This window comes from Lacisediminihabitans profunda (assembly GCF_008040105.1).
Classification (GTDB): Bacteria; Actinomycetota; Actinomycetes; order Actinomycetales; family Microbacteriaceae; genus Lacisediminihabitans; species Lacisediminihabitans profunda.
Map to the genome: position 1 here is coordinate 117,178 of NZ_VRMG01000001.1, position 13,744 is coordinate 130,921.

Consider the following 13,744-nt stretch of genomic DNA (forward strand, 5'->3'; position numbering starts at 1 on the left):
ACGCAGCACGCAGTCTCGCAACACCGCGCAGTCTCCGCCCGTGAGGTCGAGGCCGTGCCGCCGGAGCGCAGACCGCACGCGGGAACCATCGCGGTGATGCCGGACGACGATCCGAGGTTCGCCGATGCGGTGCGCGCCGGCGGCGGCGAGATCGCGCCGCTGTCCGAGCGAACACGCGGCCTGGTCTGGCTGTCGTACGGCGACGCGCAGGACCTGGTCGACGTGCTCGACGCCCACCCCGGCATCGAGTGGGTGCAGCTGCCGTATGCGGGAGTCGACGCCTTCTCGCACGTGCTCGCCGGCTACGCCGACCGACCGCTGCCGCTCTGGACGAGCGCGAAGGGGGCGTACTCCCAGCCGGTCGCCGAACACGCCCTCACGCTCACTCTCGCCCTCTTGCGCCTCATCCCGATGCGGGTCCGCGCCACGAGCTGGCCCACCGGAGAGAAGTTCGGAACCTCGCTGTTCGGACTGAATGTGCTCATCGTGGGCGCCGGCGGGATCGCCGTCGAACTCATCCGATTGCTCGAACCGTTCGGGGTGCATGTCACGGTGGTTCGCCGCAGCCCGGGAGACCTGGCTGGCGCGGAGCTCACGGTCACCTCCGACCGGCTAGCCGAGGTGCTGCCGCACGCGGATGTCGTCGTGATCGCCGCGGCCTTCACCGACGGCACCCGACGGCTCATCGGTGCGCCAGAACTCGCCGCGATGAAGCCCACCGCCATCCTCATCAACATCGCCAGGGGCGGGCTCGTCGACACCGAGGCGTTGACCGCGGCGCTCGCGGCCGGGGAGATCGCCGGGGCCGGGGTGGACGTCACCGACCCCGAACCGCTTCCCGACGGTCATCCGCTGTGGAACGAACCCCGCGTGATCATCACGCCGCACAGTGCGGACACCCCGGCGATGATCGCCCCGCTCCTCGCCGAACGGATCCGCGAGAATGTCGAAGCGTTTCTCGGCGACGGCCGGTTTGTGGGCGTCGTGGATGTCGAGGCCGGCTATTGAGGCCCGTCACGCACTGGATCGGTTCGTACACCGCCTCGATGGGCGGTGACGCGCTCGGTATCGGTGCGGCGGCGACCCGTGAGGACGGCACGCTCGAGTTCCTCGGGTTGGCCGCCGAGACCTCGTCGCCGTCGTTCCTGGCCAACGGTGTCGTGCCGGGCATCGTCTACTCCACGGACGAGGGCTCGGGCCGAGTCGAGGCCTTCCGCCGGGTCGACGAGTTCGGGATGGCGGCCCTCGGCGGCCGGGCGGTCAGCGGCGGGTCGCCCTGCCACCTCAGCGTCACGCCGACCCACCTCTACGTGTCGAACTATCGAGACGGATCGGTCGACGTGTTCCCGCTCGATGCGGATGGGCGCATCGGCGAACTCGCCCAGACCCTGCAGGGCTCGGGGAGCGGTCCGGCCGAGGATCAGGGCGGACCCCACGCCCACGCCACCCACGTCGTGGGGTCCACGGTGCTGAGCGCCGACCTCGGCGCCGACCGGGTGCACGTGCACCGGGTGCGCGACGGCGCGCTCGAACGCATCGGAACCGGGGCCTTCCCCGCGGGCACCGGACCGCGCGACTTCGCCGACAGCGCGGGCCGGATCTACCTGCTCGGCGAGCTGGACGGCGGCATCTACCGCATTGACGACACCGCCCAGACGATCGCCAGCGGCCGTGTGGTGGCCGACTGGGCCGCCGGCGACCACGCGGCGGCCCTCGCCATCGACGAGGACGGCACGTTCGGCTACGCGGGCCTGCGCGGCTCCAACCGGGTGGCCGTGCTGAGGATCGAGGACCTTTCGCCGGTCGCCGCCGTGTCGACCGGCGGGTCGTGGCCCAGACACCTCGTGCGCGACGGCGGAGTGCTCCACGTGGCGAACCAGCTCTCGAGCACGCTCACGAGTTTCCGACTCGAGCCGCACACCGGCATCCCGCGCCCCATCGGGCGTCCGGAGAGCGTTCCGTCGCCCACCTACCTGCTTCCGGTGCGCTGAGCCGGACCGCCTCTCCTCTGGTTCGTTCCCGTTCGTCGTGATTGCGCCCGCTCGACGGCGCACAGTCGTGTCAAAGCGGCACAGAGCCGGGCGCCGGGGCCCCCGGTCGCGCCGGCGCGAAACGCCCACCGGAGGCGCCGATTTGGAGACCGGCCAACCTTTGGTAAAGTAGGCAAGCTGTTCACAGCAATCCTCGATAGCTCAATTGGCAGAGCAGCCGGCTGTTAACCGGCAGGTTCTTGGTTCGAGTCCAAGTCGGGGAGCTCGAAGGTCGCAAGGGGCTCCACCCCCTGCGGCCTTTGTTCGTTAACGGGCCGTACTCCCGGCGGAGTACCGACTGGCCGCCGGGGGGTGGATGCCGCGGTCCGTGCCCCCCACTACGATCGGTCCATGCCCTACCGCGCCCGCTCTGCAGAAGCGCACTGGCGTGAACCCTGGGACGACAGGGCCTTCGAGCACCGGCCGCACTGGCGGATGTCTCAACGGGCGAAGTTGTGGGTTCCGGTCGTCGTCGCCTTCGTCGTGCAGGTGCCCGCCATGCTGTTCCGTGGCCGCGGCGGCGGCGCGCTGCACGCCGCTGAGTGGTCGGACCGCAATCAGATGCTGTTGGCCCTCGCGATCGCCCTGGTGGGTCCGCTGGCGCTGATCGGCGCGAGGCGCTTCCCCGGGCCGGTCGTGGCGATCACCGCGGCCGCCGGCTGCGCCGACCTCCTCCTGTTCAGCGACAGCCTGCATCCGCCGTACATCGCCCTCGCCTTCGCGATCGTGTCGGCGATCGTGCGCGGAGCCAGGGTGTGGGCCTGGATCTCCGTGGCCGTGGCCTGGGTGACCACCCTCGTCATCGCGATCTGGTTCGGCCTGAGCCTGTCGCCGCCGCGAATCGCCGCCATCACGCTGGGAATCCTCATCGTGTTGGGCATCGGCGAGGGCATCCGCACCAGGCGGGAGAGGTTCACCGAATTCTCCCGCCGGGTCGCCGAACGCAAGCAGTCCGAGGTGCAGGCCGAACGCGTGCGCATCGCCCGGGAACTTCACGACGTGCTCGCGCACTCGCTCAGCCAAATCAACGTGCAGGCCGGAGTCGGCCTGCACCTCATGGACCAGCAGCCCGAGAAGGCCAAGGAGGCCCTCGCGAGCATCAAGGAGACGAGCAAGACCGCTCTCGACGAGGTGCGTTCGGTGCTCGGCATCCTCCGGGCGGAGGGAGGCGCCGACCCGAGCGCCCCGCTCGTGCCCGAACCGGACCTCAGCCGTCTTCCCGGGCTGGTGTCATCCGTCTCCGGGGAGGGGATCGAGGTCGAACTCGTCGACCATCTGGCCACGGTTCCCTCCGCCGCGACCCAGTTCGCGCTCTATCGCATCGCGCAGGAATCGCTCACCAACGTTCTGCGTCATGCCAGGGCCACGAAGGCCACGGTTCACCTGCGGGAGGAGGCGCGAACCTACATCCTCTCCATCACGGACGACGGCGTCGGTGCGACGGCGGCGAAACACGATTCGGGCGGTCGCGGGCTGCTCGGCATGCACGAGCGGGCCGAGTTGCTGGGCGGCACCCTCGAGGCCGGGCCGCTTCCGTACCGCGGGTTTCGCGTGACCGCGCGCATCCCCACCCACACGACGGACGTGGTCGAATGATCCGCGTCGCCATCGCGGACGACCAGCAGCTGATCCGCGGCGGGTTCCGCTCCCTGCTCGAGGCGGAACCGGACCTCGAGGTGGTCGGCGAGGCGGGAACGGGCCGCGACGCCGTCGCGCTGGTGACCAGGGAGAAGCCGGATGTCGTGCTCATGGACATCCGCATGCCTGACGGCGACGGGCTGTGGGCCACCGAGCAGATCGTGGCCAACCCGGCACTGGCAAGCACCCACATCGTGATCGTGACCACCTTCGAACTCGACGAATACGTCGCCCAGGCCATCCGCGCCGGGGCGAGCGGCTTCCTCGTGAAGGACACCGAGCCGGTGGAGCTGATCCGCGCGGTGCGTGTCGTGGCCGGGGGAGAGGCGCTGTTGTCGCCGAGCGTCACCAAGCGACTGCTCGAACGCGTGGCCGGCACCCTCAACGAGGCACCGGACACCTCGGCTCTCGCCGTGCTCACCGACCGGGAGCGGGAGGTCCTCGCCCTCGTGGGCCACGGCCTCACCAACGACGAGATCGGGCGCAAGCTCTTCCTGAGTCCCCTCACCGCCAAGACGCACGTCTCGAGGATCATGTCCAAACTCGGCGCCCGAGATCGCGTGCAACTCGTGGTCGTCGCCTACGAGACCGGCATCGTGCGGGCGGGCTACCTGGAGTAGATCGGAGACCGAGAATGCTCCCTGGGCAGTAGTGCGCAGCATCCCGTGGGCAGATTCGCCCCGAGCGGCAAGCGACGATCCTGAGGTCATGAGGTTCCGCCGGAACCCCCGATCGAATGGAAGAATCGTGCTTTCGACACTTGCCCTGGCCGCGCCTGCAGCTCATTGGGTTGGACCAATGGGCGCCGGGTTCGGTTTCCTGTTCCTGCTCATCCCGCTGTTCTGGATCGGTCTGTTCGTGCTGATCTTCAGCCTCGTCGGCCGCCGTTGGCGGCGCGCGGGCTGGGGCGGACCCGGCCACTACGGACCGGGCCACACCCCGTGGGGCGGCGCCGCACGCTCCGCCGAGGCCACCCTCGCCGAACGATTCGCCCAGGGCGACATCGACGAGAAGGAGTACCGCGCCCGGCTCGAGGTGATTCGCGCCAACGCGTATCCCCAGCCGCCGGTGAAGTAGAGCGGCGTTCGAGAACCGGTGGCCGAACGCCGGCCACCGGTTCGCGATACTCTCGTGTCTGGCGCCGAACCGCGCGTCCGCCGAGAGGAGAAGCGTGTGAACGCCTGGCTGGACCAGAACGCGCAGGCCGTGGCGATAGGCCTCTCGGGAGCCTTCGTGCTCTTCTTCGTTCTCACGGTGCTCTTCCTCGTGCTCTGGCTGAGAGCCGCGAGCGGGCGTCGCCGCCAGTATTACGACCGCGTGGCCGCCGAGCGGCAGCGGCTCGAACTCGAGGTGTCGCTGCAGGAGCAGTCGGCCCGTCTGCGCATCGTGCGCGAGCTGCACGAGGTGGCCGTGCACTCCGTGTCGATGATCATCAGCCAGGCCGACGGAGCCCGGTATGCCGCGGCGGCGGATCCGGCGGTGGCCGCGCGCTCGGCCGCCGTGATCGCCGAGACCGCCAGAGGCACCCTCGCCGACCTCAGGCGCGTGATGACCGTCGTGCGCGACGGCGAGGCCGCCGCCACCCCGCAGCCGCGGCTCAAGACCATCCGCGACCTGCTCGCGGTGATGGGGGAGGCCGGCCTCAACATCACGTTCGTGGAGCATGGCGAACGATTCGATCTCTCCCAGGGTGCGGAGCTGGCCATCTTCCGCATCGTGCAGGAGTCGCTGTCCAACGCCCTCACCTACGGCGGCGAAGGCACGGATGTCAAGGTCGCCTTCACCTGGACCGCCGAGGGCCTCCAGGTGCTCGTCGACGACGATGGGGTGCGCGCCGCGGCGAAGCGTCAGGGGCTCGACCCGGACAAGCTCGCGCAGAGCCGCACCTACACCTTCCAGGACGACCTCAACTCGCTCACCGAGGTCGTCGTGGGCCCGGGAATCACCGAGATGCGGGAGCGCGCTGCCCTGTTCGGCGGCATCCTCAACGCCTATTCGGTGCCCGGAGTGGGGTTCTCGATCTCCGCCGTCTTCCCAGCGCTGCGCTACGACAACGGCGTTCACGGCGTGAACCTGGACGCCTGAGCGGCCGTGCCCGAACGCCCGCGGGAGGACTCCGCCGCGATTCGCAAGGCACTCGCGGTGGGCCTCGCCGCCGCGCTCGTTCGCGCCGTGTTCTAGGTGTCGCGGGGTGCCGCTCGGGGGTGCGGTCGCCACTGTGCCCGTTTCGCCACTGTGCCCGTTTGTCGTCGGGGTGCCCGGGCGACCCGTGACAATCGCGACAAACGGGCACAGTCGCGGGGAGGGGGCTACCCCTCCAGGTCGTCGATACCCGGAGTCCAGGCCAGTCCCGGCTCGCCCCAGCCGCTCTTCTTGATCGCCTTCTCCGCGGCCCGCGAGTGCTTGTGGGCGAGTCGGTCGACGTAGAGGATGCCGTCGAGATGGTCGTATTCGTGCTGGAAGATGCGCGCCAGCCAGCCCTCCGCGCTGATTTCGAACGGCTCGCCGTCGAGGTCCAGGGCGCGGAGGATGGCCAGGTCGGCGCGGTGCAGGGGGAACCGTTCGCCGGGCACCGAGAGGCAGCCCTCCGACTCGGTCTCCTCGTCCGCCGGGCCGATCGCGGTGGGACTTATCCACAGCTCGGGGTTGATGGCCGCGCCGCGCCAGAGCACGTCGTCGTCATCCAGCCAGTTGAAGACGAAGATGCGCCGGGAGACGCCCACCTGGGGAGCCGCAAGCCCCACCCCGGGCGCCGCCTCCATCGTCTCGAACATGTCGGCGACGAGGGACCGCAGGTCGTCGTCGAATTCGGTGACGTCGGCGGCGCGGGAGTGCAGCACTGGGCTGCCGGTGATGAGAATCGGGAGAACGGCCATTCGCCAAGAATATCGGAGGGTCAGCGGGTAAAGTCATGGCGTGCTGCCTGACGTGACCGACCTCGCCAACACGATCAGCCTCACTCCCGCCAAGGCCATCGGAATCCCGATCGCCCTCGTCGGCGCGGTCTTCCTCGCGATCGGCGCCCAGCTGCAGCATCGCGGCGTCGTCAAGGTCGAGACGCAGAGCGAAACGCGGTCATCCGGCGGGCTGAGGCTCGGCCAGCTGTTCGCCCTTCTTCGCCGCCCGTCCTGGGTGTTCGGCACGCTCCTTCTCGGCCTGGCCGTGGTGTTCCAGCTCACGAGCCTCTATTTCGCCCCGATCATCGTCGTGCAGCCGCTCGGCGCGATCGCCCTCATCATCACTGCCGTGGTGAACGCCCGGGTCTCGGGGGTCAGGCTGACCCGGCGCGCCATCCGATCGATCTCCTTCTGCATCGTGGGCGTCGGCCTGTTCGTGACCATCGCCACGATCACCGGCCAGTCCAAGGAGATCTCGCAGACGGAACTGGTGATCGTGCTGGTGCTTCTCGTCGTGATCACCGTGGCGTTCGCCATCGTCTTCGCGCTGCTGCGGAAGCGCTTCGAGGCGATCATCTACATCGTGGGTGCCGGCGTGCTCTACGGGTTCGTCGCGACCCTCGCAAAGGTCGTCATCGACCGCATCCACACCCTCTTCATCGGGGCGTCGGACACCCACGGATTCGAGTGGCTCACCCTCACCTGCGTCATCGCCCTGATCGCGGCGGCCGCGATGGGGGGCTACTTCGTGCAGAGCGCGTATTCGTCAGGGCCGCCAGACCTCGTGATCGCCGGACTCACGGTGATCGACCCCCTGGTTGCCGTGTCGATCGGCATCGTCGTGCTGCAGGAGGCGGCCGACGCGCCCTGGTACGCAATCGTCGCGTTCATCGTCGCTGGTATCCTTGCTGTTTACGGCGTCTTCCAGCTTTCCAAACACCATCCGCAGACGCAGCACTAAGCTGATGCTGCCGGCTACTAATGCAAGGGATGCTCACAGATTTGTCCGATTCCCCGCCTGACACGTTCTCGGCCGCGAAGGCTCCCCTTCGCGTACTGATCGGTGCAGACACCTTCCCACCCGACGTCAACGGTGCAGCGAACTTCGCCTCCCGCCTCGCGGCCGGACTCGTCGACCGCGGCCACGACGTCTTCGTGGAGGCTCCAGCCGCCAGCCGCAAGCACGGCACCTTCGTCGAAGAGCACGACGGCGCCCGATTCACCGTCTACCGGGTGTACTCGTGGCGCTGGTACCCGCACGACTGGCTGCGGTTCGTGCTGCCGTGGCGCAGCCAGGCGCATGCCGCGCGCATCCTCGACGAGGTCAAGCCGGATGTCGTGCACATCCAGTCGCACATCGTGGTCGGGCGGGGGCTCGCCCGCCAGGCGGTGAAGCGCGGCATCCGCGTGGTCGGCACCAACCACTTCATGCCCGAGAACATGATCGACCACACCAAGCTGCCGCACTTCCTGCGCAAGCCGGTGATCCGCGCCGCCTGGGCGGATGCCGCATCCACCTTCGGGCTGTGCGAGTCCGTCACGTCGCCGAGCCGCAAGGCCGCCGACTTCCTCGAGGCCGAGACGAACCTCGTCGGGGTGCACGCGATCTCCTGCGGAATCGACGCGGCGCTCTACACGCCGAGCTTCGAAAAGCGCACGGGCAACACCATCGTGTTCGTGGGCCGGGTGTCCGGCGAGAAGCACATCGACGTTCTGCTGCGCGCCGTCGCGGCCATCGATCCTTCGCTCGACGCGAAGCTCGAGATCGTGGGCGGCGGCGACCAGATGAACCAGCTCAAGCAGATGGCCAAGGATCTCGGCATCGCGGATCGGGTGAACTTCACCGGCTACGTCACCGACGAGGAACTGCGCGCCGCTCTCACCCGCGCCACCGTCTTCGCGATGCCGTCGATCGCGGAACTGCAGAGCATCGCCACGATGGAGGCGATGGCCTCCGCGCTTCCCATCGTCGCCGCCGACGCCATGGCGCTGCCGCACCTCGTGCACGAGGGGCGGAACGGCCACCTCTTCACCCCGGGCGACTCCGCCGACCTGGCCGCCAAACTCACCGACGTGCTGACGCTGCCGGATGACGAGCTCATGGCGATGAAGAAGGCGAGCCTCAACTACATCGCTGCGCACGACATCCAACGCACGCTGAGCATCTTCGAGAGCCTGTATCGTGGTGAAACGGTCACCGATCCGGTGACCGATGCGTCGCTCGACGAGCAGGTTCCCTAGCCTCTTCGAGCTCGCGGGGCGGTAGCTCAGCTGGTTAGAGCAGCGGACTCATAATCCGTCGGTCACGGGTTCAAGTCCCGTCCGCCCCACAAGAAAGTGCCCTCTGGCCAGGACTTTAAGATCGACGTTCTGGCGAGAGACTTGAGTAAATAGTCAGTCGGTTTTGGGTTCGAGTAGTGCCTTTCCTCAAAAATGCTAGCTGATCTGCATTTTTCCGCCCAGCATAGTGACGCACTTGATGCCGCGCACGTTTATGCAGCACTTATTCGCTTGGTATCGCCCTGACTCGGTCAGCCTCGATTGGGTTCGGGCGGATTGGGCTGACCCCGGAATAGCACGTTCGTGCAAAAAGCACGGGTCGCGTCGCGAGCTCCAATTTGAGCGCTGATCGCTGGTATCAGAATGTATTCTGAAGTACTATTGCGACATGTCAATCGCCGCCAGCCCCGCTCCCGACCGGACCTTCCAGTCGTCCGACCTCAGTCGTCGTCCCCTATCGGTGTTCGCCGCGGCCGAGGATCACCCGGTGGATGTCACTCGTCGTGACGGCGAGGACCTGGTCCTGATGTCCAAGAGCGAGGCGGATTCGCGTCAGCGGTTGCTCCAATTCGCTGGACAGCTCATCGCCGCGGCGACCGGCGATCGCGGATCGCTCGCCGAGCGCATGTCGGACAAGTTCCCCTGGATGCTGGCGTTGAGCAATGAGGATCGTGAGCTGTGCGCCACGGAACTTCTCGAGGCGGCGCGCGCGTCCTTTGCGACCGGGCAAGCGCACCTCGCCGTCGCGGAGCTGACCGCCTGGGAAGAGACGGCGATAGCCATTGCCGCGGGGCTGGGCACCTCGCCCGTCGAGTGGCTTGCGGCAGACGTGCTGGTGGAGCGCCCGTAGCGATGGCTCGGGATCAGAAGGTAGAACGCCCGACGAAGAAGAGCGAGTACGAGATCCGCTTCGCGTCGACATCGGCCCAGCGCGGATGGACCGATCTGCGTGCGACGATTCGCGGCCCACTCGCCGACGCGTGGGACTTCCTGACTCGAACCCCGCTGGCACACACCCCGACCAACTATCCGCTCCAGGGAGCGCTCGGTGTCGTCACCCGCGACGGCATCAGCCACACGCGCTGGCAGCACAAGCCAACCGCAGGCGGGGATGCGAGGATCTGGTTCTACGTCGAAGGACAGATCGTTCATCTCGAGCAAGTGCATACGCGGCATCCAAACGCCACAAAATAGCTCTCCGCACTGCGATTCGGAGCTCCATGCCCGACAAAACATCGAGGGCACGATCTCGGTCGGCTGGCGAGTCGTGCTTGTAGGTAGTGCTAGTCGGCTTCGAACGCTCACGGGGCTCTTGCGCCATGCGACCAAATTCCGACATGTTCAGCACAGGCGGCATGCGACAGCAGTAGTCGCAATTCGGCAAAGGCCCACCATGGAATCGGGCGAGCGATCGCACGAGCGACCCTAGCCCTCGTGAAACGACACGCGCCTCTCATTTCGGATGCCCAACGAAATCGTCCAAGGTGCAACAACGAGGGGGAGTCGCGGATGTTACGACGGATCCCCGTGGGCACGACCGCTGAATCCGAAAGGCAGAACGCTTGGGAGTCCGGCGACTACCGTCGCTTTGTCGGTTTGGACGGACGCTCGAGCGGGGAGCCGTACCCGACGACGTGCCACCAACCGCAGTATGGACATTGAACTGCCGCGGCGCCCTTTCTGACCCCTAGCGCGATCGAGGCCGCCTCGGCACGCGTAGCGATAGGAGCTCTAGTAGTGCGGCACTTCACACCATTCATGTTCGTCACTCTATGGTGGTGCGCCGACATTCAGAGGAGATCTTGGGCAGGCGCCCTGCGTACACCCTTGCTGTGCGCAGCGCGCCCGCTCAATCACGCCCTCTAAGCGACAGCTGTCGCGTCCGCTTCGATGGCGGCGAACTTTGTCTCCATCGTCGAGTTCCCCTTCGTGAGAGAACGTATGGAGAGTTTTTCCGACTTTCCGCTAGCAGTGTTCAAATGCTTGACCCACAGACGGAGCGCCTCTTTGGAATCTTCGAGCTTTCTTATCGCAGCGTCAATGGCGTCGATCGCGTTGTCGTTTTGTCTACCTGCGTCATTCACGTTTTTCGAAAATGATTGTTGAAACTCACCGAGGCGCAGCTCAAAATTCGTGATGTCGAGATTCTGCTCTTGGACACGCGCGAGCTCGGATCGGATCCCGATCGTCGCCTGCGCAGAGTTTCGCAATAGGGAAATCATTGGAATGAAGAACTGCGGACGAATGACGTACATCTTCGGGTAGATGTGGGAAACATCGACAATGCCGGCGTTGTAGATCTCACTCTCGGGCTCGAGCAACGATACGAGAACCGCGTATTCACAATTCTTTTCGTTTCGATCCTTTTCGAGTTCCTTGAGGAAGGATTCGTTCGTCTGTTTTGCCTTAGTGGCGTCAGCTTCGTTCTTCATCTCGAACATTATCGAGATGTACTCGATCGCGTCGTCACCGTGGTCGCGGAAGATGTAGTCGCCCTTGCTGCCGGACTCGGACGTCGTGTTGTCTTTGCCAAAAGTGGCGGATTGAAAAGCCGTGGCGCGCAATTGCTCGAAAGCGATCTGGCAATGTTGCTCCAGCGTTTCGCCGAGCATCTTTGTTGAGAGTTTGGCTTTGAGATCCCGAAGTCGCTCAATGGCATCTTCCTTGTCCTTCAGAAGCAGGTCCTTTGATTGCAGCCGGCCTTCAAAATCGGTTCGCAGTACTAGCTCTTTGCCGTCGAATTCGAGGTGCTTGGCCTTCAGGTCGCGCGCAAGGTCATCTCGCTCGTTTGCGATAATTTGAGTCGCCTCGTTTAGGGCGAGCTGGCCTTTGGCCTCCGCCGTCTTGATCGCGCCCTTTGGACGCTCGATCTCCGCATCCTTGCGGGCCGACGCTTGAGACAGCGCGCTGGCCTCCTCGCTGCGTGCCGTCTCGACTACTTCGACGGCTTTCATGATTGCTAGATTTTCTGACATCGCAGCCGAATTGAGCTCGCCTTTGAGCCGTTCGATCTCGGTGTCCCTTTTCAGTGTCTCGTCGATTACGGCCAATCTCGTGGCCACGCCGGCACCATCGAGCGTTGCCTGCAGCTCAGCGATTTTCGAGTCTTTCGCAGCTGACTCAGCATTGAGTGAAGCCGCAACCCTGGCTTCTGCAAGTTCCACTGCTGCCGTCGTTTCCTTGCCTGCAGCGATGAGGCGCTCGTGCAACTCGGTTTGGAACTCATCGTTGCGAACCTGGCGGACGATGTCGGCATAACCTGCTTCGTCAATGGTGAACGCTTTCTTGCAGTGCGGGCACACGATCTCATGCATGACGTACCTTTCACCGCTCAAATGAAGTTTTATTCAGTATCGAGGTCAGGGCCTCTATGAACAAGGAGAACCTGACATTCAGAACGGGTTGGCATATATGCGAACGCAGGTACGCAGCTTCAGCGCGGGCATTCGTTATCTGAGTAACGATTGTCGGCGGCACGGACGATGATACAAGGACGGGATCGAGGCGAGGATAAGTACTCGAGGATCGCGCCTAGGTGCCTGTGTCGAAAGGGACGTTGAATGTGCGCTCGAGATTTCGATGCACCACTGCGCCCGCGGCGCAATACCGAATTGCCCGATCGATATGATTCTCGGCACTCGAGCGGGTCCTGCTAAGGGCCCCTTCGGCGTCCATGTTTGTCTGTTGCGAGTAACTCGACAGTGACGGACCGGAGGACGTGGCTGCCCGTTGCGAGACGGACCTAGGTAGTCCTTTTAGCTGTGTCATACTCACATAAATCAACGGGGGACTCAGCGTGAAGATAAGCCACATCGCAGTCAAGAACTATCGCAGCCTGAAGAACGTCTCCTTCGAGGTCGACAACTATTCCGCGCTCGTGGGAGCAAATGGAGCTGGCAAGTCTTCAATCCTCTACGCACTTGATTGGTTCTTCAATGGACGAACGCTCGAGCCGTCCGACGTCTGCGGGTACGAAGAGGGAGTCACTGCGGACGAGGACTGCGTTGTGGAGGTTGCCGTCACATTCTCGGGACTAACTGACCACGATCGCGAGCGATTGAGACAATACGGGCGGGGCGCTCAGGCGACATTCCAAAGGACTTGGTCGATCGGGCAGAAGGACAAGGTGGTTGGCAACGCGACCCAGGGGCCCGGGTTCGCAGAGATCCGATCCTTCACGAAGGTCGGCGACTTCCGCCCCGATACAAATTGCTGCGAGACGCCCATGCGGAACTTCCAGACCTCGGTCTCGCTCCATCCCGCGATTCTGTACACGATGCGCTTTCGAAGTGGGAAGCGGAGCCGAGCCATTCCGCGCAGCTCGTGGACGTTGCGAACGACGACGCCAACCACATGTTCGGCATTAACGGGCCGAACGTGATTCGCGAATGTGTGCGGCTCGTACTAGTACCTGCTGCGACGAATATCTCTAGTCAGGTCGGAGAATCGGGCAAAGGATCGGCTCTGAACGAACTAATCGGCGCAGTCATGTCTGATGCAGGAGCTCGTGCTCAAGCTGAATGGTTCGTCGAAAACGAAGCCACAATCGCTCAGCTCAAAACGAAGGTCAAAAACAGTGTTGAGGCGTCTACAGGGTTGCAAACCAGTCGAATCAACACTCGGCTTGCAGCTCTCGTGATTCGGCCTGGGTTTAGTTCCGTCTTTTGATCAAGGATGGAACTGATGGCTAGATATACGACTGAGATGCGTGAGCGGGCTCTGAGGATGCTCGGTGAGGCGCGGGTGGATCACCCGAATCAGATGACGGCGATCCGGCATGTGGCAGGGCTGCTGGGGATGAGTCCCGAGACGTTGCGGGTGTGGCAGCGCCGTTACGAGGTCGACGCGGGCGCAAGGCCCGGCGTCACGTCGGACGTGGTCGAGGAGAACCGGCGGCTC

The 13,744-nt window shown here is 65.0% G+C and carries 14 protein-coding genes and 2 tRNA genes; 14 read left to right on the forward strand and 2 right to left on the reverse strand.

Annotated elements, in window-relative coordinates; translation table 11 throughout:
- Positions 1-93 precede the first annotated feature (93 nt).
- From FVP33_RS00525 to FVP33_RS00555, 7 genes are all read left to right on the forward strand, one after another.
- The gene (locus tag FVP33_RS00525; protein WP_425460918.1) at positions 94-1,008 is read left to right on the forward strand and encodes a D-isomer specific 2-hydroxyacid dehydrogenase family protein; all 915 of its coding nucleotides are present in this window, start codon (positions 94-96) and stop codon (positions 1,006-1,008) included.
- Positions 1,005-1,991 (forward strand): lactonase family protein, encoded by a 987-nt coding sequence (locus FVP33_RS00530; RefSeq protein ID WP_147781686.1) that lies wholly within the window; start codon positions 1,005-1,007, stop codon positions 1,989-1,991. Before FVP33_RS00525 ends, FVP33_RS00530 begins: the two co-directional genes overlap by 4 nt.
- A 190-nt stretch (positions 1,992-2,181) precedes the next feature.
- Positions 2,182-2,254, forward strand: a tRNA-Asn gene (locus FVP33_RS00535).
- Positions 2,255-2,381: 127 nt separating this feature from the next.
- Positions 2,382-3,626, forward strand: a complete 1,245-nt coding sequence (locus FVP33_RS00540; protein ID WP_222706580.1) for a sensor histidine kinase — start codon at positions 2,382-2,384, stop codon at positions 3,624-3,626.
- Positions 3,623-4,288, forward strand: coding sequence for a response regulator (locus FVP33_RS00545; protein WP_147781687.1), 666 nt, complete (start codon positions 3,623-3,625; stop codon positions 4,286-4,288). The genes FVP33_RS00540 and FVP33_RS00545 overlap by 4 nt, the downstream gene beginning before the upstream one ends.
- 127 nt (positions 4,289-4,415) lie before the next feature.
- Positions 4,416-4,745, forward strand: a complete 330-nt coding sequence (locus tag FVP33_RS00550) for an SHOCT domain-containing protein (RefSeq protein WP_147781688.1) — start codon at positions 4,416-4,418, stop codon at positions 4,743-4,745.
- Positions 4,746-4,841: 96 nt separating this feature from the next.
- Entirely contained in the window at positions 4,842-5,753 is a 912-nt protein-coding gene (locus FVP33_RS00555; protein WP_246142093.1) for a sensor histidine kinase, read from the forward strand.
- 224 nt (positions 5,754-5,977) lie between these two features.
- On the opposite strand, the gene def is transcribed toward FVP33_RS00555, so the two are convergent.
- A complete protein-coding gene (def, locus tag FVP33_RS00560) occupies positions 5,978-6,544 on the reverse strand; it encodes a peptide deformylase (protein WP_147781689.1) in 567 nt (188 codons plus the stop codon).
- 40 nt (positions 6,545-6,584) lie between these two features.
- On the opposite strand from def, the gene FVP33_RS00565 reads away from it, so the two are divergent.
- The 5 genes from FVP33_RS00565 to FVP33_RS00585 all read left to right on the forward strand — a co-directional run bounded on the left by FVP33_RS00565 (position 6,585) and on the right by FVP33_RS00585 (position 10,039).
- The gene (locus FVP33_RS00565; RefSeq protein WP_147781690.1) at positions 6,585-7,526 is read left to right on the forward strand and encodes a DMT family transporter; all 942 of its coding nucleotides are present in this window, start codon (positions 6,585-6,587) and stop codon (positions 7,524-7,526) included.
- 29 nt (positions 7,527-7,555) lie between these two features.
- A complete protein-coding gene (locus tag FVP33_RS00570) occupies positions 7,556-8,806 on the forward strand; it encodes a glycosyltransferase (protein WP_147781691.1) in 1,251 nt (416 codons plus the stop codon).
- A 15-nt stretch (positions 8,807-8,821) separates the two neighbouring features.
- Positions 8,822-8,895 (forward strand) — tRNA-Ile (locus tag FVP33_RS00575).
- A 338-nt stretch (positions 8,896-9,233) separates the two neighbouring features.
- A complete protein-coding gene (locus tag FVP33_RS00580; RefSeq protein ID WP_187270517.1) occupies positions 9,234-9,695 on the forward strand; it encodes a prevent-host-death protein in 462 nt (153 codons plus the stop codon).
- Positions 9,696-9,697: 2 nt separating this feature from the next.
- A complete protein-coding gene (locus FVP33_RS00585; protein WP_147781692.1) occupies positions 9,698-10,039 on the forward strand; it encodes a hypothetical protein in 342 nt (113 codons plus the stop codon).
- A gap of 668 nt (positions 10,040-10,707) precedes the next feature.
- Here the strand turns inward: FVP33_RS00585 and FVP33_RS00590 are convergent.
- Complete coding sequence (locus tag FVP33_RS00590) at positions 10,708-12,159, reverse strand: DUF2130 domain-containing protein (RefSeq protein WP_147781693.1); 1,452 nt, start codon at positions 12,157-12,159, stop codon at positions 10,708-10,710.
- Between the two features lie 482 nt (positions 12,160-12,641).
- Between FVP33_RS00590 and FVP33_RS20175 the strand changes: the two genes are divergently transcribed.
- Entirely contained in the window at positions 12,642-13,226 is a 585-nt protein-coding gene (locus FVP33_RS20175; RefSeq protein ID WP_187270518.1) for an AAA family ATPase, read from the forward strand.
- A 302-nt stretch (positions 13,227-13,528) separates the two neighbouring features.
- On the forward strand, positions 13,529-13,744 hold a 216-nt coding region (locus FVP33_RS00600), incomplete at its 3' end, for a transposase (RefSeq protein WP_222706581.1).